Origin of the sequence: Pseudonocardia nantongensis, from assembly GCF_046546495.1 — a bacterium.
Classification (GTDB): Bacteria; Actinomycetota; Actinomycetes; order Mycobacteriales; family Pseudonocardiaceae; genus Pseudonocardia; species Pseudonocardia nantongensis.
In genome coordinates this window covers 131,449-155,563 of the sequence record NZ_JBKGXT010000014.1, presented here as the reverse complement: position 1 = coordinate 155,563, position 24,115 = coordinate 131,449, and the positions used below count along the sequence as shown (strand labels likewise).

Annotated in this window: 25 protein-coding genes and 1 pseudogene; 13 read left to right on the top strand and 13 right to left on the bottom strand. The window is 71.9% G+C overall.

The window, feature by feature from the left end; genetic code table 11:
• Window positions 1–63: 63 nt before the first annotated feature.
• From ACLFMI_RS16885 to ACLFMI_RS16870, 4 genes are read left to right on the top strand one after another with little or no spacing between them, the layout of a single operon-like run.
• Entirely contained in the window at window positions 64–1,350 is a 1,287-nt protein-coding gene (locus ACLFMI_RS16885; RefSeq protein WP_410948819.1) for a Rieske 2Fe-2S domain-containing protein, read from the top strand.
• Window positions 1,351–1,358: 8 nt separating this feature from the next.
• Window positions 1,359–1,877, top strand: a complete 519-nt coding sequence (locus ACLFMI_RS16880) for a hypothetical protein (RefSeq protein ID WP_410948818.1) — start codon at window positions 1,359–1,361, stop codon at window positions 1,875–1,877.
• A gap of 12 nt (window positions 1,878–1,889) precedes the next feature.
• Window positions 1,890–2,705, top strand: a complete 816-nt coding sequence (locus ACLFMI_RS16875; RefSeq protein ID WP_410948817.1) for a 3-methyl-2-oxobutanoate hydroxymethyltransferase — start codon at window positions 1,890–1,892, stop codon at window positions 2,703–2,705.
• A 4-nt stretch (window positions 2,706–2,709) separates the two neighbouring features.
• The gene (locus ACLFMI_RS16870; protein ID WP_410948816.1) at window positions 2,710–3,564 is read left to right on the top strand and encodes an alpha/beta fold hydrolase; all 855 of its coding nucleotides are present in this window, start codon (window positions 2,710–2,712) and stop codon (window positions 3,562–3,564) included.
• 12 nt (window positions 3,565–3,576) lie between these two features.
• Here the strand turns inward: ACLFMI_RS16870 and ACLFMI_RS16865 are convergent, their stop codons facing one another.
• Window positions 3,577–4,035 carry an RpiB/LacA/LacB family sugar-phosphate isomerase gene (locus ACLFMI_RS16865; RefSeq protein WP_410948815.1) on the bottom strand — a complete coding sequence of 153 codons (459 nt, stop codon included), beginning with the start codon at window positions 4,033–4,035 and terminating at the stop codon, window positions 3,577–3,579.
• Window positions 4,036–4,040: 5 nt separating this feature from the next.
• Window positions 4,041–4,985 (bottom strand): substrate-binding domain-containing protein, encoded by a 945-nt coding sequence (locus tag ACLFMI_RS16860; RefSeq protein ID WP_410948814.1) that lies wholly within the window; start codon window positions 4,983–4,985, stop codon window positions 4,041–4,043.
• A 95-nt stretch (window positions 4,986–5,080) separates the two neighbouring features.
• Between ACLFMI_RS16860 and ACLFMI_RS16855 the strand changes: the two genes are divergently transcribed.
• The 3 genes and pseudogenes from ACLFMI_RS16855 to ACLFMI_RS16845 form a co-directional block, all read left to right on the top strand.
• Window positions 5,081–6,199: a zinc-dependent alcohol dehydrogenase gene (locus ACLFMI_RS16855; protein ID WP_410948813.1), complete on the top strand. Its 1,119-nt coding sequence runs from the start codon at window positions 5,081–5,083 to the stop codon at window positions 6,197–6,199.
• Window positions 6,196–6,894, top strand: coding sequence for a 4-carboxy-4-hydroxy-2-oxoadipate aldolase/oxaloacetate decarboxylase (locus ACLFMI_RS16850; protein ID WP_410948812.1), 699 nt, complete (start codon window positions 6,196–6,198; stop codon window positions 6,892–6,894). The genes ACLFMI_RS16855 and ACLFMI_RS16850 overlap by 4 nt, the downstream gene beginning before the upstream one ends.
• Window positions 6,891–7,742 (top strand): annotated as a pseudogene (locus ACLFMI_RS16845) (amidohydrolase family protein); the annotation flags it as partial. The gene ACLFMI_RS16850 and the pseudogene ACLFMI_RS16845, both read left to right, overlap by 4 nt.
• 120 nt (window positions 7,743–7,862) lie before the next feature.
• Here the strand turns inward: ACLFMI_RS16845 and ACLFMI_RS16840 are convergent.
• Both ACLFMI_RS16840 and ACLFMI_RS16835 read right to left on the bottom strand, forming a co-directional pair.
• On the bottom strand, window positions 7,863–8,618 hold the full coding sequence (locus ACLFMI_RS16840) for a FadR/GntR family transcriptional regulator (protein ID WP_410948811.1): 756 nt from the start codon (window positions 8,616–8,618) through the stop codon (window positions 7,863–7,865).
• A gap of 167 nt (window positions 8,619–8,785) precedes the next feature.
• Window positions 8,786–9,571, bottom strand: a complete 786-nt coding sequence (locus ACLFMI_RS16835; RefSeq protein ID WP_410948810.1) for an IclR family transcriptional regulator domain-containing protein — start codon at window positions 9,569–9,571, stop codon at window positions 8,786–8,788.
• Window positions 9,572–9,726: 155 nt separating this feature from the next.
• Here ACLFMI_RS16835 and ACLFMI_RS16830 point away from each other — a divergent pair, with 155 nt between their 5' ends.
• The 6 genes from ACLFMI_RS16830 to ACLFMI_RS16805 all read left to right on the top strand — a co-directional run bounded on the left by ACLFMI_RS16830 (window position 9,727) and on the right by ACLFMI_RS16805 (window position 15,313).
• Window positions 9,727–11,013 (top strand): aromatic ring-hydroxylating dioxygenase subunit alpha, encoded by a 1,287-nt coding sequence (locus ACLFMI_RS16830; protein WP_410948809.1) that lies wholly within the window; start codon window positions 9,727–9,729, stop codon window positions 11,011–11,013.
• On the top strand, window positions 11,010–11,534 hold the full coding sequence (locus tag ACLFMI_RS16825) for an aromatic-ring-hydroxylating dioxygenase subunit beta (RefSeq protein WP_410948808.1): 525 nt from the start codon (window positions 11,010–11,012) through the stop codon (window positions 11,532–11,534). The genes ACLFMI_RS16830 and ACLFMI_RS16825 overlap by 4 nt, the downstream gene beginning before the upstream one ends.
• Window positions 11,531–12,517 (top strand): PdxA family dehydrogenase, encoded by a 987-nt coding sequence (locus ACLFMI_RS16820; protein ID WP_410948807.1) that lies wholly within the window; start codon window positions 11,531–11,533, stop codon window positions 12,515–12,517. Before ACLFMI_RS16825 ends, ACLFMI_RS16820 begins: the two co-directional genes overlap by 4 nt.
• The gene (locus ACLFMI_RS16815; protein ID WP_410948806.1) at window positions 12,514–13,548 is read left to right on the top strand and encodes a 2Fe-2S iron-sulfur cluster-binding protein; all 1,035 of its coding nucleotides are present in this window, start codon (window positions 12,514–12,516) and stop codon (window positions 13,546–13,548) included. The genes ACLFMI_RS16820 and ACLFMI_RS16815 overlap by 4 nt, the downstream gene beginning before the upstream one ends.
• Window positions 13,549–13,659: 111 nt before the next feature.
• The gene (locus ACLFMI_RS16810) at window positions 13,660–14,979 is read left to right on the top strand and encodes an MFS transporter (protein WP_410948805.1); all 1,320 of its coding nucleotides are present in this window, start codon (window positions 13,660–13,662) and stop codon (window positions 14,977–14,979) included.
• A 199-nt stretch (window positions 14,980–15,178) separates the two neighbouring features.
• Complete coding sequence (locus tag ACLFMI_RS16805; RefSeq protein WP_410948804.1) at window positions 15,179–15,313, top strand: hypothetical protein; 135 nt, start codon at window positions 15,179–15,181, stop codon at window positions 15,311–15,313.
• 466 nt (window positions 15,314–15,779) lie between these two features.
• Here the strand turns inward: ACLFMI_RS16805 and ACLFMI_RS16800 are convergent, their stop codons facing one another.
• The 9 genes from ACLFMI_RS16800 to ACLFMI_RS16760 form a co-directional block, all read right to left on the bottom strand.
• The gene (locus ACLFMI_RS16800; RefSeq protein ID WP_410948803.1) at window positions 15,780–16,592 is read right to left on the bottom strand and encodes a mycofactocin-coupled SDR family oxidoreductase; all 813 of its coding nucleotides are present in this window, start codon (window positions 16,590–16,592) and stop codon (window positions 15,780–15,782) included.
• A 1-nt stretch (window position 16,593) separates the two neighbouring features.
• Window positions 16,594–17,685: an agarase gene (locus tag ACLFMI_RS16795; protein WP_410948802.1), complete on the bottom strand. Its 1,092-nt coding sequence runs from the start codon at window positions 17,683–17,685 to the stop codon at window positions 16,594–16,596.
• Entirely contained in the window at window positions 17,682–18,569 is an 888-nt protein-coding gene (locus ACLFMI_RS16790; RefSeq protein ID WP_410948801.1) for an alpha/beta fold hydrolase, read from the bottom strand. Before ACLFMI_RS16790 ends, ACLFMI_RS16795 begins: the two co-directional genes overlap by 4 nt.
• 17 nt (window positions 18,570–18,586) lie before the next feature.
• Window positions 18,587–19,399 (bottom strand): mycofactocin-coupled SDR family oxidoreductase, encoded by an 813-nt coding sequence (locus ACLFMI_RS16785; RefSeq protein ID WP_410948800.1) that lies wholly within the window; start codon window positions 19,397–19,399, stop codon window positions 18,587–18,589.
• Between the two features lie 53 nt (window positions 19,400–19,452).
• A complete protein-coding gene (locus tag ACLFMI_RS16780) occupies window positions 19,453–20,310 on the bottom strand; it encodes a sugar phosphate isomerase/epimerase family protein (protein WP_410948799.1) in 858 nt (285 codons plus the stop codon).
• A gap of 32 nt (window positions 20,311–20,342) precedes the next feature.
• Window positions 20,343–21,227 (bottom strand): alpha/beta fold hydrolase, encoded by an 885-nt coding sequence (locus ACLFMI_RS16775; RefSeq protein ID WP_410948798.1) that lies wholly within the window; start codon window positions 21,225–21,227, stop codon window positions 20,343–20,345.
• Between the two features lie 133 nt (window positions 21,228–21,360).
• A complete protein-coding gene (locus ACLFMI_RS16770; RefSeq protein ID WP_410948797.1) occupies window positions 21,361–22,230 on the bottom strand; it encodes a sugar phosphate isomerase/epimerase family protein in 870 nt (289 codons plus the stop codon).
• Entirely contained in the window at window positions 22,227–23,069 is an 843-nt protein-coding gene (locus ACLFMI_RS16765; RefSeq protein WP_410948796.1) for a TIM barrel protein, read from the bottom strand. Before ACLFMI_RS16765 ends, ACLFMI_RS16770 begins: the two co-directional genes overlap by 4 nt.
• A gap of 10 nt (window positions 23,070–23,079) precedes the next feature.
• A complete protein-coding gene (locus ACLFMI_RS16760; protein ID WP_410948795.1) occupies window positions 23,080–24,105 on the bottom strand; it encodes a rhamnose ABC transporter substrate-binding protein in 1,026 nt (341 codons plus the stop codon).
• Window positions 24,106–24,115 lie beyond the last annotated feature (10 nt).

Here is a 24,115-nt window from a genome sequence, read left to right as displayed (position 1 = left end):
CGGGCTCTTCGTAAGGCTAATGGTAATACTGTTGTTCACTCGACATGGTAAGGGAGGCGTGCGGTGCTCAAGACGGAGATCAACGAGCTACTGACGCAGACCGGGCCCGGCACGCCGATGGGCGAGCTGTTCCGGCAGTACTGGATCCCGGCGCTGCTCGCGGAGGAGCTGCCCGCGAACGACTGCCCCCAGGTCCGGGTCAAGCTCCTGTCCGAGCGGATGATCGCCTTCCGCGACAGCGAGGGCCGCTACGGGTTGATCGACGAGTTCTGCGCGCACCGCGGCGCCTCGCTGTGGTTCGGCCGCAACGAAGAGGGCGGCCTGCGCTGCGCCTACCACGGCTGGAAGTTCGACGTCACCGGACAGGCGCTCGAGGTGCCCTCCGAGCCGGACAACAGCAACTTCTGCGCCCACGTCAAGCTCCGCTCCTACCCGCTGGTCCGGATCGGTGACATGCTCTGGACGCACATGGGAGACCCGGCGACCCGGCCGCCACTGCCCGAGTTCGAGTTCACCCAGGTGGCACCGGAGCAGAACTACACCTCGAAGCGCTGGCAGGAGTGCAATTGGCTGCAGGCCTTCGAGGGCGGCATCGACTCCAGCCACGTGTCCTGGCTGCACTCGGGCGGTCTCAAGAACGACCCGTTGTTCAAGGGCGCCAAGGGCAACGAGTACAACATGAACGACCTGCGGCCGTTCTTCGAGGTCGCGGACGCCGAGGGCGGCCTGTTCGTCGGCGCGCGGCGCAACGCCGAGGCCGACTCCTACTACTGGCGGATCACGCCGTGGGTGATGCCCAGCTTCACCCTCGTCCCGCCGCGCGGGGATCACCCGGTGCACGGGCACTGGTGGGTCCCGATCGACGACCACAACTGCTGGGCGTACTCCTTCGACTACCACCCGACCCGGCCGCTGACCGGCGACGAGCTGAGTGCCATGCGCGCCGGGCACGGGGTGCACAGCGAGAACATTCCCGGCACCTACCGCCCGGTGGCGAACCGGGACAACGACTACCTGATGGACCGCGACGCCCAGCGCCGCGGCGAGTACTTCTCCGGGATCAAGGGCATCGCGATCCAGGACTCCTCGTTGCAGGAGAGCATGGGCCCGATCGTCGACCGGTCCAAGGAGCGGCTCGTCTCCGCCGACGCCGGCATCATCAAGGCCCGCCAGAAGCTCCGGCGCGCCGCCGTCGCCCTGCGCGACCAGAGCGCCGTCCCCCCGGGTGTGAATCCGGCGCACCACCACGTGCGCTCGGCGGCGGTCGTGCTGCCCCGGGACTCGGCGTTCATCGACTCCGGCCGGGACGCGCTCACCGCGGAACCGGGCAAGCCGCACGCGTCGGTGTGAGGACGTCGATGAGCACCCGACCGATCCTGCAGAGCAGCTGCGCGCTGGCCACCACCGCCGAGGAGGCGGGCTACCGGATCGACGCCCCCGTCGAGGGCCGGTGGGGCACCCGCGTCGTCGCGCTCGACGACGACGCGGCCACCGCGGTCCGCAGGCTCGCTCGCGAGCCGTGGAACGCGGCGCGGTTCCTGACCCTGCGCACCGGCCCGTCCCCGGCGCCCGACGGCGCGTACGACTCCCTGCCCCTGCACCACACCGGCGGCGCCGCCACCGACCTCGCCGCCGAGCTGGCCGCGGCCGACGCCGTGGTCATGATCGCCTCGGCCCGGGCCGGGGCCGCCGCCGCGCTGGCGGCCGGACGGATCGGGCGCGCCTGCGCCGGGCGCGGGGTGATGACCGCGGGGATCGTGCTCGGCGGCGCCGACGCCCGGGCGAGCGTGGCCGCGCTGCGCCCGCACGCCCGTGTCCTGCTGGCCGGCGCCGACGACCGCGACGCCGCCGACCTGCTGACCGCGATCCGTGCCTGAGAGGAGGACCCGATGAGCCAGACCGTGACCGTCCCGGCGCTGCAGGCGATGAAGCGGGACGACCGCAAGATCGTCGGCGTCGTCGCATGGGACTACCAGATGGCCCGGATCGTCGACCGGGCCGGTGTCGACCTGGTGTCGGTCGGCGACACCGTCGGCATGAACCTGTGGGGCCGGCCGAACCCGCTGGAGATCACCATGGACGAGCTCCTGCTGGTCTGCCGGGCCGTCCGGCGCGGGGTGCACCGGGCCCTGGTGTCCTGCGACTTCCCGTTCGGGCCGCTGCAGGAAGGCCCCCGCGAAGCGGTCCGCGCCGCGATCCGGCTGGTGAAGGAGGGCGGGGTGGATCTGGTGAAGCTGGACGGCGCCGCCGACCACCTCGACGCCGTGACCGCGGTGCACCGCGCCGGGATCCCGGTGTTCGCCCAGTTCGGGATCACCCCGCAGACCGCGCTGCGGCACGGGATCGCCTACGACACCACGCCCGGGGCGTCCAGCGAGGTGCCCGCGGACATGCGCGAGGAGATGGTCGCCGAGGCCAGGGCGCTGGAGGCGGCCGGGGCGGCGCTGCTCAACTTCACGAACTCGGGCCCGGTCGTCGGGCCGGCCGTGGTGGATGCGGTGTCGATCCCGGTGCTCGGCGGTCACGGCGGCGGGCCGTGGCTGGACGGTCGCGTCCGGATGGTGAACGCGGCCATCGGCTACGCGGAGTCGCAGCTCGACGACCCGCGCGATACCTACGCCGACGTGGCCCGGATCAGCCTCGACGCGATCTCGGCCTACGCCGGCGACGTGCGCGCCGGGCGCCAGATCCGTGGCGGGCGGTGAGGACGTGCCCACCACCACGATCGACGGGCTGCGGACCCGCTACGAGGTCACCGGCGACGGGCCGGCCCTGCTGCTGTTCTCCCCCGGCGGGTTCGACGCGACCCTCGCGAACTGGTCGACGCACGGCGTCTACCGGGCAACCGGGCTCATCGAGGCACTGGCCACCCGCTACACGGCCATCGCCTTCGACCGGCGCGAGTCCGGGGACTCCGGCGGCCGGGTAGAGCGGGTCACCTGGGCGCACTACGCGGCCCAGGCCGCCGGCCTGCTCGACCACCTCGGCGTCGAGCGCGCGTTCGTGCTCGGCGGGTGCGTCGGCGCGTCGGTGGCGGCGACGTTCGGCGTCGCGTACCCGAAACGCACGGCGGGCATGGTCCTGTACTCCCCCGCGGGCGGTGCGCGGTACCGGATGACCCAGCACCGCCGGTTCGCCGAGCACGCCGCGTTCGTCGCGGCGCACGGGCTCGGTGCGGTGGTGGAGCGGGCCCGCGGGTCCGGCGCCGGCTTCGGCACGGATCCGGCCGTGGGCCCGTGGGCGCCAGTCTTACGCCGCGACCAGGACTTCGCCACCGCCTACGCCGCGGGCGATCCCGGCCGGTACCGCACCGTGCTCGAGGGGATCGTCCGCACGATGTTCGACCGGGACAGCGTCCCCGGCCCGGAGCCGGAGGACCTGCTCACCCTCGACGTCCCGGCACTGGTCGTGCCGGGCCAGGACGCCTCGCACGCCCGCTCCGCCGCCTGGTTCCTGCACGAGTGCCTGCCCGGCTCCCGGCTCTGGGACGTCGGGGTGGCCGAGCAGACGGCGGACACCGCGCCCGCCCGCGTCCTGGACTTCCTGGACTCCCACCGCGCCTGAGCCGCCGGGGCGTCAGTCCCCGAGCAGCGAGCCGCCCCGTTCCAGGACGGCGATCTGGGCCAGGCGCTCGGCGTGCCGGCCGCCGCGGAAGCCGGTGTCGAGCCAGACCTCGAGAATCCGCTCCGCGGCGTCCGGCGCGATGACCTTGGCCCCCATCACCAGGACCGTCGCGTCGTTGTTGCCGCGGGCGATCCCGGCCAGGAACGTGTCGTGGCACAGCGCGGCCCGTATCCCGCGGATCTTGTTGCAGGCCATCTGCTCCCCGCTGCCGCTGCCACCGAGGACGACGCCGGTGTCGGCGGCGCCGGACAGCACCCGGCGGCAGAGGTCTTCACACAGCACCGGGTAGTCGACGACCCGCTGGTCGTGCACCCCGCGGTCGTCCACCTCGTGCCCGCGCGCGGCCAGCCAGTCCACCAGCCGGGCCTTCATCGGCACCGCGTTGTGGTCGGCGACGATCGCGATCCGCATCCCGCTCACCCGGCCAGGCCCGCGGTACCGGCGGCGAACAGCCCGTCGACGTCCGGCCGCTCGGCGAGGATGTGCTGGTCACGGGCCAGCTCGGCGAGCCGCTCCAACACGGCCCGGTTGGGCTCGATCCCGTAGGGCAGCGGATCGGCCCCGGTCTCCCGCGCGACGACGGCGTTCAGCCGGTCGGTGGCGTCCGGGTCGGTCACCGCGCCCGCCGCCAGGTCGGCGACGTAGCGCCGCTTGGCCTCGGCGAACGCGGCGAACAGGTCCTCGGCCAGACCGGGGTGGTCGGCCAGCAGCTCGTCCCGCACGACGACGAGGTGGTTGACCGGGTGGAAACCGTCGCGGTGCAGCGCGGCCACCGCGGCGGCCTGGGGATCCGGCACGAGCGGGGCGACGCCGGGCCCGGTGAGCCCGGCACCGATCACCGCGGCCAGCTCGCCCGCGGCGAGCATCGCCCCGAGATCGGCGTCCGGACCCGCGGCGACCACGTTGGATGGTGCCCGGTACCGCTCGACGTGCTCGGCGTCCGAACACACCCAGGTGATCCCGTCGAGGTCGAGCCCGTACTCCCGGTCGAGCACCCCGCGGGCCCAGACGCCGGTGGTCACCGTGTAGCCACGGTTCACCCCGACCCGCCGTCCGGCCAGGTCCTGCGGCCGGATCCCGGACCCGGCGGCGACCTGTATCGCGCCGTGGTGGAAACCGCGGACCGGGAAGACCGGCAGCGCGGTGAACGGGACGCCGTGTGCCCGGGCGACGAGGTAGGTGGTGACCGCCATCTCCGCGACGTCGAACTCCAGGTCGCGGACCATCCGGCGGAACCCCCTGGGCAGCGGCGACACCTCGACGAAGTCGAGGGCCGCGTGGGCCGGCGCGACGCTCCCGTCCTTCAGCGCGGCGTTCGCGCCCTGGCTGCGGGTCAGTGTGGACAGGTGCAGCTCGGTCATCTCGTCCGCCTCTCCGTCGCGGACCGTCCCTGGTCGCCGCGACCGGCGCAGACTAGCATTGGTCTAACACCAGACCATAAGACTGGAGGAGCGACATGGCGGACGATGTCCTGGCCGCGGTGCGGGTGGCCCCCGGCCGCACGGAGCTGCAGCACTTCGCGCTGCCGCGGGTACCCGCCGACGGGGCGCTGCTGCGGGTGGAGGTCGCCGGAATCTGCGGCACCGACGTCAAGATGTACGCCAACCCGCCGTTCACCGACCCGGTGATCATGGGGCACGAGAACGTCGGCGTGATCGTCGACGCCGGACCCGACTTCGTTCGCCGGCACGGGGTCTGTGACGGTGACCGGGTCTTCGTCGAGCACTACGTGGGCTGCTACCACTGCGAGTGGTGCCACGCCGGGGAGTACCGGCACTGCGAGAACACCGACTGGCGGACCAATCCCGACGCCCGGCGCTACGGCTACACCTCCGCGGCCAACGAGCACCAGCTGTGGGGCGGCTTCGCGCAGTACATGTTCCTGCCGTGGAACGCGGTGCTGCACCGCATCCCGGACGGCGTCTCTCCCCAGCTCGCCGGCATCGTCACCCCGCTGTCCAACGGCATCGAGTGGGCACTGAACGCCGGGGGCGTCGGCTACGACTCGACGGTGCTGATCCAGGGCCCCGGCCAGCAGGGCCTGTCCCAGGTCGTCGCCTGCGCGCAGGCCGGGGCCTCGACGATCATCGTCACCGGTACCACCCGGGACGCCGCCCGCCTGGAACTGGCCCGTGAGCTCGGCGCCGACCACGTCGTCGACGTCCGGACCGAGGACCCGCTCATCGCGGTGCGCGACCTGACCGGCGGGCGCGGCGTGGACGTCGTCCTGGACTGCACCGCGGGCGCCGGGACCGCACCGGTACTGCTCGGCGTGGACGCGCTCAAGCGGCGTGAGGGCGTCATGGTGGTCCAGGGCGAGGTGGCCGCGTTCCCCGACTTCCCGCTGAAGAAGGTCACCGAGAAGGCGATCACGATCCGCAGCGCCCGCGGCCACGGGTACCGGGCCTGCGAGCTCGCCGTCGCCCAGCTCGCGTCGGGCCGGTTCCCGCTCGAGCGTCTGGCGACCCACAGCTTCGGGCTCGACGAGACCGACCGGGCGATCCGGGCCGTCGGCGGCGAGCTCGACGAGGACGTGGTGCACGTGTCGCTGCTGCCCTGGGCCGGCGTTGCGTGAACGGCCCGGTGGTGGTGCGCAACCCGCCGCGACCCGACCCGGACGCGGTCGCCGCACTCGGCCGGTTCGGCGTGGCGACGGTGCACGAGGCCCAGGCCCGCACCGGCCTGCTCGCACCCCGGCTCCGCCCGATCTTCACCGGCGCCCGGATCGCCGGGCCCGCGGTGACCGTCTCCGTCCCGCCGGGGGACAACTGGATGCTGCACGTCGCGATCGAGCAGTGCCGGGCCGGTGACGTGCTGGTCGTCGCCCCGACCACCCGTTCCGACGCCGGCTACTTCGGCGAGCTGCTCGCCACCTCGCTGCTCGCCCGCGGGGTGCGGGGCCTGGTCATCGACGCCGGTTGCCGGGACGTCCGCGAACTCACCGAGCTGGGTTTCCCGGTCTGGTCGCGCGCGGTGTCGGCGTTCGGCACGGTCAAGGAGACGCTCGGCAGCGTGAACGTCACCGTCTCCTGCGCCGAGCAGGTCGTGCATCCCGGTGACGTGATCGTCGCCGACGACGACGGCGTCGTCGTCGTGCCGCGCGCCGACGCGACCGCGGTGGCCGTCGCGTCGGCCAACCGCGAGGAGCGGGAGGAAGGCCTCCGGGCGCGTTATCGGGCAGGCGAGCTCGGACTCGACGTGTCCGGCATGCGCGAGCGCCTGGCCGCCGCCGGGCTGCGCTACGTCGACCGTCCGGGAGCGGGCGCATGATCATCGACTGCCACGGCCACTTCACCATGGCGCCCCGGCCGCACCGGGAGTTCCGCCGGGCCCAGCTCGACCGGCTCGCCGATCCCCTGCTCCCCGAGCCGGGCGCCCCGGCCACGAGCGACGACGAGATCCGCGAGGCCGTCGAGAACAACCAACTCCGGGTGCTGCGCGAGCGCGGCGCCGACCTCATGCTGATCTCGCCGCAGGCCTCCGCGATGGACCACCACCTCCCGGACACCGCGCTGGCCCGCACCTGGGCCGGCGCCTGCAACGACCTCGTGCACCGGGTGAGCACGCTGTATCCGGGACACTTCGGGGCGGTCTGCCAACTCCCGCAGACCCCGGAGGGTCCGCTCGACGCGAGCGTCGCCGAGCTGCGCCGCTGCGTCACCGAGCTCGGTTTCGTCGGGGCCAACCTGAACCCGGACCCGTCCGGCGGGGCCTGGACGGCACCGGCCCTGACCGACGCGTACTGGTTCGGGCTCTACGAGGCGCTGGTCGAGCTCGACGTCCCGGCGATGATCCACGTGTCGGGCTCGTGCCTGGCCCCGGTGCACACGCTCGGCGCGCACTACCTGCACGCCGACACCACGGTGTTCATGCAACTGCTGCTCGGTGACCTGTTCGAGCGTTTTCCCGGACTGCGGTTCGTGATCCCGCACGGCGGCGGCGCGGTGCCGTACCACTGGGGCCGGTTCGAGGGGCTGGCCGCCCGCCTGGGCCGGCCGCCGCTGCGCGAGCACCTGATGGACAACGTCTTCTTCGACAGCTGCGTCTACCACGCACGCGGGGTGAAACTACTGCTCGACGTCGTCGGCCCGGACAACGTGCTGTTCGCCTCGGAGATGCTCGGCGCGGTGCGCGGGGCGGACCCGGAGAGCGGTATCGACTACGATGACACGCTGCAGTACGTCGAGGCCGCCGAGAACGCAACCGGACCGCCGGTGCCACCGTGGAGCGGTCAGCGGTCAGTCCTTGCGCAGCCGCTCCGCGGTCCGGGCCAGGTGTGCGGTCATCACCGCGGTCGCCGCTGCCACGTCGCGCATCCGCACGGCCTCCACGAACTCCCGGTGCTCCGCGGTGCCGCGCACCCCCACCAGCGAGTCCTCCTCCTGCGCCCGCATCAGCGACCGCAGCATCGGCCCGTGGAACGTCCGCGCCAGCAGCTCGATCGCCGGGTTGTGCGTGGCCCGTGCGACCCGCACGTGGAACTCGGCGGACAGCGTCACCGAGTAGCCCTCGCCCGACTCCAGGCTCCGCTCCGCCCGCTCACAGATCTCCTGCAGCTCCGCGACGTCGGTCTCGTCGGCCCGCCGGCACACCAGCGGGACGATCGAGATCTCGAACACCTGCCGCGCCTCGGTCACGTCGGACGGTTCCACCACCGAGAACCGCAGCAGGTCCGAGATCCCTTCACCGACCCGCTCGCTGGTCGGCGCGGTCACGAACGCGCCGCCGCGGGCGCCCACCTTGATCGTTACCAGCCCGGTGGCCTCCAGCATCTTCAGGGCCTCGCGCACCGTCACCCGACTCGCGCCGAACCGCTCGCCCAGCTCCCGCTCCGATGGCAGCCGGTCCCCCGCCACCAGCTGTCCCTCCGAGATCAGCAGCCGGATCTGTTCGACGATCAGGTTCGACACCCGGCCGGCACGAACCTTGCCGAACATCTCGGACTGCTCCCGGGGCTTGCCGGAGACGGGCGAACCGTCGGACTGTGGCGCCATGGACTAATAGTATGTCGGTCGAGTCGACACCGTGGGAGCGCCGGGGCGTGTTCGTCGACCACGAGGCGATCCGGACCTCGAACGACCACTACGCGTGTGACGCGTCGCGGACCCCGGTCCGGTCCGCCGCGGCGGGGTCCCGCAGGCCGTCAGCGCCCCGGCCGACCTCACAACGTCCGGCCGAGCCGCCCGGCCTCCCGGCGCAGCACCGGGCCGAACTCGCGACGCATCCGCTCCGCGGAGACCCGGGCGCTGGACGCGCTGACGCTCATCGCGGCGACGACCCGGCCGGCCCCGTCGGACACCGGGACCGCGATGGCTCGCATGCCCAGCTCCAACTCCTCGTCGCTGATCGCGAGCCCCTCCTGCCTGGCCTCGCGGACCACCGCCAGCAACGCGCCGGGGTCGGTGAGCGTGTGCGGGGTCCGGCACTCGCGCTCGGCGGCACCGAGAACCTCCAGGACCCGGTCGTCGTCGAGCGCACCGAGCAACACCCGCCCGGTCGCCGAGCAGTGCACCGGAAGACGAGCCCCCACCCGCACCCCGGTCTTGACGATGCGCGACGCCTCGGCCCGGGCCACGAACACCGACCACCCGTCCTCCCACACCGCCAGCGACACCGACTCGCCGAGCTCGTCGCGGGCGTCGGTGAGCCGTTGCTGGGCGAGCCCGGGCAACGTCGACGTGTCGAGATAGGTGGTGCCCAGCCGCAGCATCCGCGGGGTCGGCCGGAAGTACCGGCCGTCGTGCTCGACGTAGCCGAGCTCGACCAGGGTCAGCAGGCACCGGCGCGCGGTCGCCCGGGCGACGCCGATGCCTTCCGCGGCCGAGGCGACCGACAACCGCGAGGACGTGCTGCCGAACAGCTCGATGACGGCCAGGCCCTTCGCCAGCCCGGCCATCCCCTCCGGAGAACGGGAGCGGCCGGGTGCCCCTCCGTCGTCGCCGGTCACGCGGGCTCCACCAGGCCGGAAGCGGACTGCATCTGTTCGTTATACGAACCGAGTTCGTGAACTGTCAAGCCGAGCCCTTGACCAGGCTTCTTGCCGCGGGCTTTCATGCGTTCGTACGGCGAATTGCTGTTCGTTAATCGAACGAATGGAGAATCATGGACCGACTCGACGGCCCCAGCGCGGAACCGGTGGCGGACCGGATCTGGCCGACGTCGCTCACGCAAGTCCCGTATTGGGCGTTCCAGGACGAGGAGATCCTGCGTGCCGAGCTCGGCAGCCTCTTCCACGGGCCGTACTGGAGCTACCTGTGCCTGGAGGCCGAGCTGGCCGAGCCGGGTGACTTCTGCGCCACCTTCATCGGTGAGCAACCGGTGCTGGTCACCCGGGACACCGACGGGCAGCTCTACGCCTTCGAGAACCGGTGCGCGCACCGCGGGGCCTTGATCGCGATGGCCGAGCACGGCAACGCGAAGGACTTCACCTGCGTCTACCACGCCTGGACCTACAACCTGCAGGGCGACCTGACCGCGGTCGCGTTCGAGGACGGGATCGGCGGTGCCGGCGGAATGCCGGCGGAGTTCTGCCGGGAGCGGCACGGGCCGCGCAAGCTGCGTATCGCGGTGCTGAACGGCCTGGTGTTCGGCAGCCTCTCCAACGAGGTACCGCCGCTGGAGGAGTATCTCGGCCAGGAGATCGTGGACCGGATCGACCGCCTGCTCGGCGGGCGCACTCCGGTGGTGCTGGGCCGGTTCGCCCAGGAGCTACCCAACAACTGGAAGCTCTACGTGGAGAACGTCAAGGACTCTTACCACGCCAGCATCCTGCACTTGTTCTTCACCACGTTCGGGATCAACAAGCTCTCCCAGCGCGGCGGAATCATCGTCAGCGAGGACGGCGCGCACCACGTGAGCTACTCGGCGATCGACCGCTCCGCCGCCACCTCCGTCGAGGCGACCGACTCCGACTACCGGGACCAGAACATCCGTTCCGACAGCGAGTACCGGCTGCGCGATCCGAGCATGCTCGACGGATTCTCCGAGGTCGGCGACGACACCACCCTACAGATCCTGTCGGTGTTCCCAGGTTTCGTGCTGCAGCAGATCCAGAACTCCGTCGCCGTCCGGCAGATCCTGCCCGTCGGGGTGGACCGGACCCGGCTGAACTGGACCTACCTCGGGTTCACCGACGACACCGAGGAGCAGCGGCTGATCCGGCTCAAGCAGTCCAATCTGGTCGGTCCGGCCGGTTACGTGTCGATGGAGGACGGCTGCATCGGCGGCTTCGTGCAGCGCGGCATCGCCGGAGCCGGGGACGAGTTCGCGACCCTGCAGATGGGCGGCTCCGAGGCCGTGTCCAGCAGCAGCCGGGTCACCGAGGCGTCGGTGCGCGGCTTCTGGAAGGCCTATCGCGCCGGCATGGGGTTCACCCTGGAGGACGCATGACAGCGACCGACCCGTCGACCGACGCGGACCCGGCACTGATCCCCCGGGTGCACGGGGTCGTGCTCGCCGCGCAGGGGCACTACGTGCGCTGCATCGACGACGACCGGCTCGAGGACTGGCCCGGGTTCTTCACCGAGGACTGCCACTACCGGATCACCACCGCGGACAACCACCGGCGTGGCTTGCCTGCCGGGATCGTGTGGGCCGACACCCGAGGCATGCTCGCCGACCGGGTGTCCGCGCTGCGCGAGGCCAACATCTACGAGCGGCACAGCTACCGGCACCTGCTCGGTGCCCCGGCCGTGCTGTCCGCCGAGCCGGCACGCGACGGTGCGCTGCAGGTGCGCAGCGAGACGTCGTTCCTGGTCGTGCGGATCACCGGGGACGGGCCGACGGACCTGTTCGCCAGCGGCCGCTACCTGGACCTCTACCAGATCCGCGAGGAACACGCCCTGCTACGCGAGCGGGTCGTGGTCTGCGACAGCTCACGGATCGACACGCTGCTGGCGGTCCCGCTGTGACCGGCCCCGTGCCCCGCACGCTGCTGTGCACCGGGGACCCGAACGGCATCGGCCCGGAAGTCGCGGTCATGGCCGCCCGGCGCACCGGCTGCGCACCGGTCCTGGTCTCCGACCGCGCCGTGGTCGAGTGGGCGGTGCGAGTCACCGGCGGGGCCGAGGTCGTCCGGGACCACCATCCGGAACTCCCGCCCGAGCCCGGCACGCTGGACCTGATCGACGTCGGCGCGCTGCCGGCCGGCGCGCACCGGCCCGGGACGGTGGACGCCGCCGCCGGCCGGGCGACCCTGGCCTACGCCCGGACGGCGATCCGGGCCGCGGCCGCGGCCGCCGGTGCGTACCCCGCCGTGGTCGCGGCCCCGCACTCGGAGACCGCGATCCGCGCCGCCGGGGTGTCGTTCACCGGCTACCCGTCGTTGCTCGCAGAAGTCACCGGGAGCCCGGCCGACCGGGTGTTCCTGCTGTTGGTCGGCGGCGGGCTGCGGATCGTGCACGCGACGCTGCATCGCCGGCTGGCCGACGCGGTCACCGATCTGGATGCCGACCGGGTCGTCGCGGCCGGCCGCGCCTTGCATCAGGCCCTCGACCGGCTCGGCGTGCCCGGCCGCACGGCGGTGTTCGGGATCAACCCGCACGCCGGCGAGGGCGGGCTGTTCGGCGACGACGACGAGCGGGTCACGGCCCCGGCCGTGGCCAGGCTGCGCGAGGAGGGATATCCGGTGGACGGACCGACTGGTGCGGACACGCTGCTGGCGGCGAACGAGCACGCCGGCTATGTCGCCGCCTACCACGACCAGGGACACGTCCCGGTCAAGCTGCTCGCCGGGCGAACGTCAGTGGCGCTCTCGATCGGCGCAGGTGTGCCGTTCTGCAGCGTCGGGCACGGCAGCGCGTTCGACCTGGCCGGCAGCGGCCGGGCCGACCCCGAGGCGACGGTCCGCGCGCTGCGCACCCTCGCCGACCGGAGGGAGGTGGCCACCGCATGACCGCCACCCACCCGATCACCGTCGCCGACACCGACATCGGCTTCGACTGCGCCCCCGACCAGACCGTCCTCGATGCCGCCGAGGCCGCGGGCTGGACGATCCCGTACTCCTGCCGGCGCGGGGTCTGCCGCAGCTGCCTCGGCGTCGTCACCGCCGGAACCGTGCGGGACCGGCGCGGCGGACACTGCGGGCCGGGCGACGACGCCCTGTTCTGCCAGACCGTGCCGGACGGACCGGTCGACATCCGGCCGCACCGGATCACCCGCTCCGGTCCGCCGCGCCGGCGCACGCTGACCGCCCGCGTGTACCGGGTACGGCGGCCCGCGCCGCGCGTGGTCGTCCTGGAGCTGCGCTTCCCGATCGGACGCCGGATCCCGTTCCGACCTGGGCAGCACCTCGAGGTGCGATTGCCCGGAGGGGGCTCGCGGCCGTACTCGATGGCCAACTCCCCCCGGGACAACGACACCGCCGAACTGCACGTACGGATCGAGGCGGGCGGCCTGTTCTCCGACCGGACGGCCCGGCACCTGCGTCCGGGCGACCGGCTCACCGTCGAGTCCCCGTTCGGCGACACGACGGTCGAGCCGGGCGAGGGGCCGCTGGTGCTGCTCGCCACCGGGACCGGGTTCGCCCCGGTCCGCTCGGTGCTGCTCGACCAGGTCACCCGGAGGGCCGCCCGGCCCACGACCCTGTACTGGGGCGGCCGCGACGAGTCAGACCTCTACCTGCTCGACACCGTGCTGCGCTGGTCCCGGGCGCTGCCCTGGCTGGACGTCCAGCCGGTGCTGTCCCGCCCGGGGCGCACCTGGCGTGGCGCGACCGGACACGTCCAGGATGTCGCCGCCGCCCGCCATCCCGACCTGTCCGGGCACACCGTCTACGCCTGTGGCAACCCGGCCATGACCCGGGACGCCCGCGAGGTGCTGACCGGCGCGGCCGGGCTGGCCGACGAGCGCTTCCTGGCCGACGCCTTCGTCCCGGTGGACGCACCGGTCCTCCCGGCCCCGCCCGGGCCGGTCCCGGCCGGCTGACCGCCCGCCGGGACCACCCCCACCACACCTGCGACGCCGTACAGCGAGGTAACGAGCGTGCCCGATCATCCCCGCACCGTCCAACTGCCCGAATTCATCGACAACCGTCCCGTGGGACGGTTGCAGTACGCCGTACTGGCCCTCTGCGGGCTGGTCATGTTCCTCGACGGGTTCGACACCCAGGCGATCAGCTACATGGCGCCGGCGATCGCCCGCGAGTGGGACCTGCCCGCGTCGGCGATGGGACCGGTCTTCTCCTCGGCGCTGGTCGGTCTGATGATCGGATACCTGGCGGTGTCACCGCTGGCGGACCGGATCGGCCACCGCCGGATGGTCATCGCGGCGACCACGTCGTTCAGCGTACTGACCCTACTGACCACCTGGGCCCCCTCGGTGGAGGTGCTGCTGGCGGCGCGGCTGCTCACCGGGGTCAGCCTGGGCGCCGCGGCGCCCAGCGCCATCGCGCTCACCAGCGAGTTCGCCCCGCGCCGCCGGCGGGCCACGTTCGTGCTCGTGATCTACTGCGGGTTCTCGCTCGGCTTCGTCGCGGCCGGTGCGGCCGCGGGGGCGGTGATCCCGCTGCTGGGTTGGCGTCCGATGTTCCTGATCGGCGGGGTCCTCCCGCTGCTGCTGGTACCGCTGCTGTGGCGCCTGCTCCCGGAGTCCCCGGCGTACCTGATGCACCGGGGACGCCCGGTCGGCCCGATCCTGCACCGCCTCGACCCGGCGCTGCCGGAAAGCACCCTCGCCCGCGGCCCGCGCCAGGACGAGGGCACCACACGGCGGCTCCCGGTGGTCCGCCTGTTCGAGCGCCGGTGGCTGGTGGGGACCCTACTGCTCTGGCTGGTCTTCGCGATCAACCTCGCCGAGTTCTACGCGCTGCAGAGCTGGCTTCCGACCATCCTGGAGGGGCTCGGCCATCCGACGAGCACGGTGGTCACGGCCACCACCCTGACCACCGTCGGCGGGATCGCGGCCGCGCTGGTAACCGGCCCGGCGATGGACCGGTTCGGCGCCGGGTACACCCTCGGTGTCCTCTACCTGGTCGGATCCGTGCTCGTCGGGGTTCTCGGTGCTGTATTCGGCGCGTCGCTCTGGTTGTTGCTGTGCGTGACGTTCCTGGTCGGCTGCTGCGTGAGCGGGGGGCAGAAGAGTGTGATCGCTTTCGGGTCGCTGTTCTACCCACCGGAGATGCGGTCTACGGGCGTCGCCTGGGCGCTGGGGATCGGCCGCATCGGCGGCATTCTCGGTCCCATCCTGGTCGGGCTCGCGGTGGCGGCGGGGTGGTCGACGTCCGGGCTGTTCGTCGTGATGGCGATCCCCATGCTGGTGGCCTCGGTGACCGTCCTCGCTCTCGGCGGGCTCCGGTACCGCGACAAGCCGGCGCCGGTCACCGGAGGACGGGCCCAGACCGCCGTGCGCCGGTCGTGACGAGCCTGTCCCGAGCGGCGCGCGGACAGGAGCGGTTCGGGGCGCGTCCCGGCGAGGCGATCGTTGGGCGCACCGGGCCCGTCACCGAGCGCAAAGATTCGCTGCGCCGCGAAAACGCTGTGGTCTATTGGGCCCGACACCGGCGTGGGTGACACCCGGGTCCGCGAGGGTGACCTCGACCGGTTCCGGTGGGAGTTCCATGCCCCCTGCAACGGTGCGGGCGAACGCACTGTTCGAGCCCACCGACGCGGTCCTGTGCGCCGATGGCCCGGTTCGCTCGCTGGCCGAGCTGAGCCTGGTCGCCGAGCACCGGCGTGGCCACGGCGCGCTGTAGGACGCGTGGGCCCGCGGCGTACTCGAGCCGGCGCGGCTTGCGTCGGGTGCGGCAGGGCTGTCGCTGCCGCGGGCCGTTGACGGGCGGTCGGTGCTGGCGGTGGATGTGTGGTCGTGACTGCGTTCGGATGCCCCGACCAGCGCAGATCCTGCGCGGGCCGCGCACCCTGCGCCCGCACCGGGTGACCGGCCGGCCGCCGCGGCCCGGCCCGGACGTCGCCCTCTCCGACTACGCTCGGCCCGACCTTTCGCCACTGGTCTCCGGCGCCCCTGGGAGGAGCCGCCCCGAGCCGGGGCGACTGACCCCGGCTCGGGGCCGTCGCGGGTCTCGCCACCTGCGCGCGACGATCAGCCGCCCCGCCGGCACACCGAAACCGCCACGACGTCGGGAGACGTACGGCTACCGCCGCGACACTGACCGACCCGGCCGAGGTTGAAGATCAAGCTGAGGCGGCATTCCAGCTGCCCTACTTGAGCATGAAACCCGCGTCCACCGGGACGGTCGTCCCGGTGATCCACTTTCCGGCGTCGGAGCAGAGGAACGCGATCACCTCGGACACGTCGGCCTCGGCCAGGGCGTCCACCGGCATCAGGTTGAACCGCATGGCGTTGCCCAGCTCCTCGTGCTCGGTCAGCCACTGCGGGAAGAAGTCGTTGTTCGACATCGGCGACGCGACGCCGGTGGGGTGGATGGTGTTTACCCGGATCGACTCCGGCGCGAGCTCCTTGGCCAGCGTGCGCATCAGTCCGACGATGCCGTGCTTGGCCGCGGTGTAGTGCGTGCAACCAGCCACCCCGCGCAGGCCCGCGATCGACGACGTGATCACGATCGAGCCGCCGTTGCCGCCCGCCCTGATGTGCGGCACCACCGCCCGGCAGGCTTTGAACACGCCGGTCAGGTTGATGTCGATCATGTCGTCCCAGGCCTCGTCGGTGAGCTCCCAGGTGTTCTCGGACAGACTCAGGATCCCGGCGTTGGCCAGCAGGATGTCGATCCGGCCGAACTCGCTCATCGCCGAGTCGGCCAGTCGGGCCATGTCCGCGGTGCGTCGCACGTCGCCCTCGAGGGCGACGCAGCGGCGGCCCAGCTTCTCCACCTGCGCGACGGTCTCGTCCAGGTCGCCGGGGCGTCCCGTGTCGAACGGGACCGAGCCCACCTGCTCGGTGATGTCGCAGGTCACGATGTCGGCGCCCTCACGGGCGAGGCGGAGCGCGTGCGCGCGTCCCTGCCCGCGGCCGCCGCCGGTGATCACCGCGACCTTGCCGTCCAGCTGGCCCATCTCAGTTCTCCTTTCGGTACGCCGCCGCGCGGCGATTGTGTTCGGTGATCGCGTCGGTGAGCGGCCGGTAGGGCTCGTCCCACGGGTCCTTGAGGCCCCAGCCGCGACCGCCGGTGTTCTCCACGTACCCGCACCAGTGCCAGCCGGCGAACCAGGGCTCGTCGAGCAGCGCCTCCATCGCGGCGCCGTAGTCCGCGCCGCGGGCGGCGTGGTCGGGCAGGCCCTCGCGATGCGGGTTGAGCTCGGTCGGGGTCCAGTTCCCGACGTCGGCGACGATCACCGGTTTGTCCCCGCACTGAGCGCGCCAGCTGGCCAGGTCGTCGTGCATCCTCCGGCGGGACTCGTCGGTGGGTTCGGTGAAGTACTGCACCGACAGCGTGTCGACGTGCGGGGCCATCGCGCGCAGTACCGGTTCCGGGATCCCCTTGTTGCCGTTGAACCGGTCGCCGAGGATCAGATGGTGCGGGTCGTAGCGACGGATCGCCGTCGCGATCGTCTCGTAGTAGCGGCTGGCGACGTCGTAGAGCTTGCGCTGGCGTGCGGCCGCGTCCAGACCGACGAGCTCGGCGAAGTCGTACCCGGACGCGTGCGGCAACCAGGCCGGGATGTCGACCAGGAAGTAGCCGAGCAGGTCCGGCGAGTCGGCGTGTTCGGCGGCGATCGCGCGGCCCAGGTGGTCGCACCAGTCGGCGAAGTCGTCGTCGAGCGGGCGGAACGCCGGCTGGCCGTTCCAGTCCTCGATCTCGGCCACCCGCACCTGGGCGACGTAGGGCATCCCGGCGCCGCGCAGCTCCGCGGCCGACCACTGCTCGGAGTGCTTGAGGTCGATCGGGTCGCCGAACCAGTCCAGCGCCTCGCCCCAGCCCCCCGCGACGTACTCGCTCGTCCAACCCAGCGTGTTGAACCCCCACCCGCGCAGGTCCGCGACGACGCCGTCCCGGATCCAGCTCTGCCGCGACCCGTAGCGCTCACGCCACACGTCGACGTTGCGCGGGAACTTCAGTGCCGTCTCGTCGGTGTGATTAAGGCCCAGGGACAGGAACGGGCTCCCGTCCGGGTCGACGAGCCGACCATCGCGGATCGCGTAGGTCATGACATCTCCCCGGCGAAGAAGCGCAGGTAGTGCCCGGCCAGCTCCTCCGGCGACTCCTCGGCGAGCTGGTGGCCCCACGGCAGGATCACCGCGCGCACGTCGTCGGCGACTTCTCGCATCTGCCGCTCGTTGTCGGCACCGATGAAGTGCTCGCTGCCCACGGCCAGCACCGGCATCGGGAGCCGGGTCTTCGCGGACTCCCTGTTCTGGTCGCCGTCGGTGAGCGTGGCCCGGTAGATCTCGCACATGCACTTGACGCCGCCGGGCGAGGAGTAGCAACGCACGTACTCGTCGAGCGCATCGGGTGTGATCGCCGACGGGTCGTGCGTCTCGTGCTTCATGAAGTAGGAGAAGTACTCCCGCTCGTGACCGTTGATCAGCATCTCGGGGAACTCGGGGACCGAGTAGAAGTTGATGTGCCAGAGCCAGACGTAGCTGCGCACGTTGTCCGGGGTCAGGAACGAGTAGTCCTCCAGCCCGAAACCGGGAAGGATCATCTCCTGGTAGACCAGCTGCTGGACGCGGTCGGGGTGATGGGCCGCGAGCTGGTAGGCCGCCGCGGCGCCCCAGTCCTCGCCGACCACCCGGAAGCGCTCGTGGCCGAGCTCGGTCATCAGCGCGGCGAAGTCCTCGGCCACGTTCGCCATGTCGTAGCCGCCCTCGGCGTGTTCGGAGTCCCCGAGCCCGCGCATGTCCGGCACCACGACCTGGTAGTGCGGTGTGAGCAGCGGGATCACGTGCCGCCAGTGGTAGGAGGTCTTGGGCACCCCGTGCAGCAGCAGGACGGGTTCGCCCTCGCCGGCGGTCAGGTAGTGCAACCGCACGCCGTTGACGGTGGCCCGGCCGTGCCGGACCCGGTCACCGTGGTGGTCAACGATCTGCATGTGGTTCCGCTCCTCCATCATTTGATCATGAATCCGGCGTCGACCCGGTGCTCGACGCCGGTGACGTAGCGGGCGTCGTCGGAGACCAGGAAGGCGATCATCTTCGAGACGTCCTCGGGCTGGACCACCTCGGCGGGCATCCGGTTGCCGCGCATCGGCTCGGCCAGGTCCTCGTGCTCGCCCAGCCAGCGCACGAACCAGTCGTTGTTGCTCATGTCGGTGTTCACCCCGGTCGGGTGCACGACATTGACCCGGATGTTCTCCGGCGCCAGCTCCCAGGCCAGCGTCTTCATCAGCGCGATGCAGCCGTACTTGGCCGCGTTGTAGTGCGTACACCCGGCCACCGCGCGCAGCCCGCCGGTGGAGCCGGTGATCGTGATCGCGCCGCCGTTCCCGGCCGCGATCATGTGCGGCACGACGGCCCGGGTGGTCTTCCAGACCGACGTCAGGTTCACGTCGAGCATGTCGGCCCACTGGTCGTCGGTCAGCGACCAGGTGTTCTCCGCGGCGCTCATGAAACCGGCGTTGCAGACCAGCGCGTCGATCCGGCCGAACTCGGTCATCGCCTGCTGCGCCATCGCCTCCACGGCGGCGGTGTCGCGCAGGTCGGCGCGCACGGCCAGCGCACGCCGGCCGTGCGCCTGCACTCCGCGGACGGTCTCGGCCAGGTCGTCCGCGGACCCCATCGGGTACTGCGCGGTGCCGATCTCGCCCGGCACGTCGACGACGACGACGTCGGCTCCCTCGGCGGCGAGGGTGCGAGCGTGCGCGCGGCCCTGCCCACGGGCGGCCCCGGTCACCAGGGCGACCTTGCCGGTCATGCGGTCCATCGGGTGTCCCTCCTCGATCTCGTTCGTATGCGCATACCGCGGTCCGGGCAGCGCTATCCGCGCGCGAACCGCAGGCAGTCGCGGACGTAGGCGTCGGCGCCCCGCAGCTCACGGGTGATCCGCTCGAGCGGCCAGCCCGCGGTGCCGTGGCACTTGAGGCTCGCGACCCCGGTGTATCCGGCCCGCGCCAGCGCGGCGAAGGGCACGGCGTGGTCGAGCACGCCGCCGGGGCGGGGCAGCTGACACTCGCCCGGGCCGAAGTTGAGCCCGTCCACCCCGCGCCGGTAGGCGTGGTCGATGTCCCAGACGTAGTAGTAGAAGAGCTTGCCGCGCTCGCTGAGGTAGCCGATCGCCTCGGTGATCGACTCGTTCATCACCCACAGGTGCGGCGGCGCCAGGCAGATGCCCAGGTTCGGGTGGTGCAGGTCCGCGAGCAGCCGCTTGATCTGGGCGAGGCTGTCCACGCCCTCGTCCCAGCGCTGCCCCTCCCCCGTCCCGGACTCGAAGTCGGCGCTGAAGGGCACCGTGAGATGGTTCTCCACCGCGATCCGCACCCCGAGCCGCTGGGCCTCGTCCAGCAGCGGGGGCAGGAACTGCGAGACGAACTCCGGGTAGTGCGCCTCGCAGTCGAACACCACGGTGTCGATCTGCAGGTCGTGCGCCAGGCGCAACCGGTCGCGGACCTCCACCCGGTCCTTGCCGTAGCAGGTCAGGCCGCACGCGGTCATCCCGTGCCGGCGCAGCGCCGCCCTGATCGCGGGCAGGTCGTCACCCGGGTTGACATGCGCGGCCAGCGGCGGGGCCGAGGACCACAGGTTGACCTCGGTGAACCCCAGGCCGGACAGCTCGCCGAGCGCCGTGTCCAGCGGGACGTCGTGGTAGGGCAGGACTTCGGCGGTGTAGCGGAACACGGGCCTCCTTCCTCGGTCGGGTGTCGTTGCGCCTAGCCGGCGAAGAAGTCGCCGAGTACCCGGGCCAGCTCGGCCGGACGCTCCAGGGCCAGGCTGTGCCCGCAGTCGGCGATCTCGACGTAGCGCACGTCGGTGGCCGTGCGGTCCATCTGCCGGCGGGACTCCTCGCCGATGAAGTGGCTGCTGCCGATCGTGAGCACCGGCATCGGCAGCGGTGTTCGGGCCCACCCGGTGTCCAGCTCGATGTTGGTGAACGTTGCGCGGTAGACCTCGAAGATCGCGCGCAGCCCACCCGGCGCGGCCGAGCAGCGGGCCCACTCGCGCACGCAGTCGTCGGTGATCGCGGCCGGGTTGTAGGTCTCGTTCTTCATCCAGGTGGACCAGAACTGCTCCTCCCGGCCGGAGATCAGCATCTCCGGGAAGTCCCGGACGTGGAAGAAGCCGACGTGCCAGAGAAAGTGGTCGGAGAACACGTTGTCGGCGGTCAGCGCCGACCAGTCCTCCAGACCGAACCCGGGCAGCAGCATCTCGGCGAACGACAGCTTCGTGACCCGCTCCGGGTAGGTGGCGGCCACGGCGTAGGCGAACGCGGCGCCCCAGTCCTCGCCGGCGATCGCGAACCTCTCGTGACCGAGCTCGGTCATCAGCGCGCCGATGTCGCGGGCGATCGTGCCCATGTCGTAGCCGGTGTCGGGGCGGGCGGAGTCGCCGAAACCGCGCACGTCCGGGGCGACGACGGTGAACCTCTCGGACAGCAACGGGATGACCCGGTGCCAGTAGTACCAGCTCTTCGGGACTCCGTGCAGCAACACCAGCGGGGGGCCCGAGCCTGCCGTGACGTAGTGCAGGCGCACACCGTTGACGGTCGCGCGGCCGTGCGTGACCGGGTGGCCCGCGTGGTCGGTGACGTCGCGCATCACTCGTTCCTCTCGTCGTGCGCCAGCACCGTGCCTCGTCGACGCAGGAAGGACCGGGCCGGCGCCGGGGTCACCACACCGACGACCGTCATCACCGCTCCCCACCGCAGCTTCGTGGTGGACGCCGCGCCCGTCACGACCGGCCCCGGCGATCATCCGCCGAGCGGAGGAACGCGATCGCGTCGCGGGCCAGTGCTTGCGGCGAGTCGGCAACCGGGCGCCACAGCGACACCGCGCGGGCGATCTCGGCCACGGTGGGCAGGAACGACTCGACGACGACCTGGCCGTGGTAACCGATGTCGTCGAGCGCCGTGAAGAACTCCGCCCACGGCACGTGCCCGCTGCCCGGCGTCCCGCGGTCGTTCTCCGCGACCTGGACGTGGAACGCCCGGTCACCGGCCAACCGCACGGCGTCGCCCAGGTGCTTTTCCTCGATGTTCATGTGGAACGTGTCCAGCAGCAGGCCGACGTTGTCCCGGCCGGTCGCGGCACACAGCTCCAGGCCCTGCTCGACGGTGTTCACCAGGTCGGTCTCGAACCGGTTCAGGGGCTCGATCGCCAGCGTGACCCCGCGCTCCCCGGCGTGGTCGGCGGCCTCCCGGATGCTCTCAGCGGCCCACCGGAACTGTTGCGCCCGCTCGTCCGGCGCAAGCATCCGGGCCTTGCCGGTGGTTGCGTACATCGGCCCGGCGACGTGTGGCGACCCGACCGCGGCGGCGAGGTCGATGCAGCCGCGCAGGTAGTCCACCCCCTGCCGGCGCTGTCGTGGATCGTCATGCGAGAGGTCGCGTTCGGGGCCGAACGCGCCGCACACGCCCACGTCCAGACCGGTCGCCCGGGCCGCCTCGGTCAGCGCCGGCGCCGAGAGCCTCGCCGGGTCCTCCACACACACCTCGACCACGTCGTAGCCGAGTGCGGCGACCTCGTCGAACGCCCGGCGCGCGTCGTCGTCGGAGAACGGGGAGGCCAGCAGGAACGTGCTCAGGCCCAGCGGGCGGCTCACCGGCCCGCCGCCAGGTCGGACACGACATTCTTGGTGTGGGTGATCGCGGCCTCGGTGTAGAGGTCACCGAACTCCGGTGCCCCGGCGCCGGAGAGCACTCCCCACACGTCACCGGCCGCGGGCAGTAGCTCGTAGGAGATCCAGCCGTCGTAACCGACATCGGTGATCGCGGCGAGGATCGGCCGGAAATCGGTGTGCCCGTACCCGGGCGCGGCGCGGTTGGAGTCGGCCAGGTGCACGTGGGTCAGGCGTGTCCCGGCACGACGGATCGCCGCGGCGATGTCGGGCTCCTCGATGGCCATGTGGAACGTGTCGGCCATGACCCCGACGCCCGGCCGGTCCACCTCGTCGACGAACGCGACGGCCTGGTCGATACGGTTGATCAGATAGGTCTCGTAGCGGTTCCACGGCTCGACCGCGATCCGTACGCCGCGCTCAGACGCGTAGCCGCCGATCTCGCGCGCGGCCTCGACCGCCCACTGCCACTCCCGGCCCCGCTCGGCACCGGGGACGATCTTCATGCAGGCCGTCGGGGTGAACGTGACGACCTCGGCGCCGAGCGCGACGGCGTGGTCGACGTTGCCGCGCACGTAGTCGACGGCGTGGCGACGCACGGCGGGATCGGTGTTCACGATGTCGCGCTCGGGCGTGAAGATGCTGATGATCGAGGACGCGACCAGGCCGTGCTGGTCCAGCGCGGTCCGGATCTGCCCGACGTCCTGCTCGGCTGGCTCCCCGACGAGCTCGACGCCGTCGTAGCCGTACCGGGCCAGCCGCGCGATCCCCTCAGGCAGCGGCTCCCGGCCGTACGCCAGGGTGTTGTACGTGTAGCGGAACATGTCTCCTCGCTCAGCCGGTGGTCTCGAAGTCGTGCAGGTAGCGATCGACGTTGTCCTTGGTGAACGTGATCGGGTGGCCCATCACGATCTCGCCGCCGGGCCCGATGGTCTTGCGCCCGAGACGCCCGGCGGCGAACGTCTCGCCGGCCCGGCCGGTGATCTCGCCCGCGGTGTAGGCGGCGGCCGCGTAGTAGGTCAGGTAGCCCAGGTCGCGAGGGCTCCACAGCACGTAGGCCGGGACCTGGCCGGTCTTGAGCAGCTCGGCCTGGTTACCCGGGTTGCCCAACCCGGTGACCACCACGCGGTCGGCCACCCCCAGGTCAGTGGTGGCCTTGACGCCGGCCTCCATCGCGATCGGGGTCGGCGCCATGATCCCCCGCAGGTTCGGGTAGGCCCGCAGCAACGCGACGGCGGCGTCGTAGCTCTTCTTCGCGTCGTCGTCCCCGTAGGAGGTCTTGACCAGACGCATCCCGCTGTACTGCGCCTTGCCGAGCTGGGCCTTCATCACGTCGATCCAGCCGTTGGTCACCTCGGCCGTGCTCTGCGAGGACACGATGCCGAACTCACCGGTGTTGCCCATCGCGCGGGCGAGGATGTCGAACTGGGCGCGGCCGAGCTCGTCGGCCGTGGCCATGCTGACGAACACGCCCCGCGAGCCGTCAGCGACATCGGCGTCGTAGCTGATGATCCGCGACCCGTCGGCGCGGGCAGCGTCCAATGCCGGTGCGACCGCCGTGGAGTCCACCGCGGAGATGCCGATCACGCAGGATCCGCGCTGGCGACCGCTCTGGATGCGCTGGATCTGCCCGGTGACGTCGGCGGCCGCCGGGCCGACGAACGACAGGTCACCGCCGAGCTCGCGCTGGGCATCGACCATCCCGGTGTGCACCGCGGCGAAATACGGGTTGTCGGTGTTCTTCGGGATCATTGTCACGTTGCAGTCCCGGATCGGTCGCGGCGGCGGCGGTCCGGACGGCTCCGGGGCAGCGCAGGCGGTCAGCGCCAGCAGCGCCGCCGTCGCGATGGCGGCTCCCACGCCCGGGCGC

What these genes read in the sequence shown, in the direction of transcription:
- ACLFMI_RS16880 (WP_410948818.1), top strand. Translation starts at nt 1,359, where the DNA reads ATGAGCACCCGACCGATCCTGCAGAGCAGCTGCGCGCTGGCCACCACC.
- ACLFMI_RS16875 (WP_410948817.1), top strand. Translation starts at nt 1,890, where the DNA reads ATGAGCCAGACCGTGACCGTCCCGGCGCTGCAGGCGATGAAGCGGGAC.
- ACLFMI_RS16865 (WP_410948815.1), bottom strand. Translation starts at nt 4,035, where the DNA reads ATGCGGATCGCGATCGTCGCCGACCACAACGCGGTGCCGATGAAGGCC.
- ACLFMI_RS16860 (WP_410948814.1), bottom strand. Translation starts at nt 4,985, where the DNA reads ATGACCGAGCTGCACCTGTCCACACTGACCCGCAGCCAGGGCGCGAAC.
- ACLFMI_RS16855 (WP_410948813.1), top strand. Translation starts at nt 5,081, where the DNA reads ATGGCGGACGATGTCCTGGCCGCGGTGCGGGTGGCCCCCGGCCGCACG.
- ACLFMI_RS16840 (WP_410948811.1), bottom strand. Translation starts at nt 8,618, where the DNA reads ATGGCGCCACAGTCCGACGGTTCGCCCGTCTCCGGCAAGCCCCGGGAG.
- ACLFMI_RS16830 (WP_410948809.1), top strand. Translation starts at nt 9,727, where the DNA reads ATGGACCGACTCGACGGCCCCAGCGCGGAACCGGTGGCGGACCGGATC.
- ACLFMI_RS16825 (WP_410948808.1), top strand. Translation starts at nt 11,010, where the DNA reads ATGACAGCGACCGACCCGTCGACCGACGCGGACCCGGCACTGATCCCC.
- ACLFMI_RS16815 (WP_410948806.1), top strand. Translation starts at nt 12,514, where the DNA reads ATGACCGCCACCCACCCGATCACCGTCGCCGACACCGACATCGGCTTC.
- ACLFMI_RS16805 (WP_410948804.1), top strand. Translation starts at nt 15,179, where the DNA reads ATGCCCCCTGCAACGGTGCGGGCGAACGCACTGTTCGAGCCCACCGAC.
- ACLFMI_RS16800 (WP_410948803.1), bottom strand. Translation starts at nt 16,592, where the DNA reads ATGGGCCAGCTGGACGGCAAGGTCGCGGTGATCACCGGCGGCGGCCGC.
- ACLFMI_RS16795 (WP_410948802.1), bottom strand. Translation starts at nt 17,685, where the DNA reads ATGACCTACGCGATCCGCGATGGTCGGCTCGTCGACCCGGACGGGAGC.
- ACLFMI_RS16790 (WP_410948801.1), bottom strand. Translation starts at nt 18,569, where the DNA reads ATGCAGATCGTTGACCACCACGGTGACCGGGTCCGGCACGGCCGGGCC.
- ACLFMI_RS16785 (WP_410948800.1), bottom strand. Translation starts at nt 19,399, where the DNA reads ATGGACCGCATGACCGGCAAGGTCGCCCTGGTGACCGGGGCCGCCCGT.
- ACLFMI_RS16775 (WP_410948798.1), bottom strand. Translation starts at nt 21,227, where the DNA reads ATGCGCGACGTCACCGACCACGCGGGCCACCCGGTCACGCACGGCCGC.
- ACLFMI_RS16765 (WP_410948796.1), bottom strand. Translation starts at nt 23,069, where the DNA reads ATGTTCCGCTACACGTACAACACCCTGGCGTACGGCCGGGAGCCGCTG.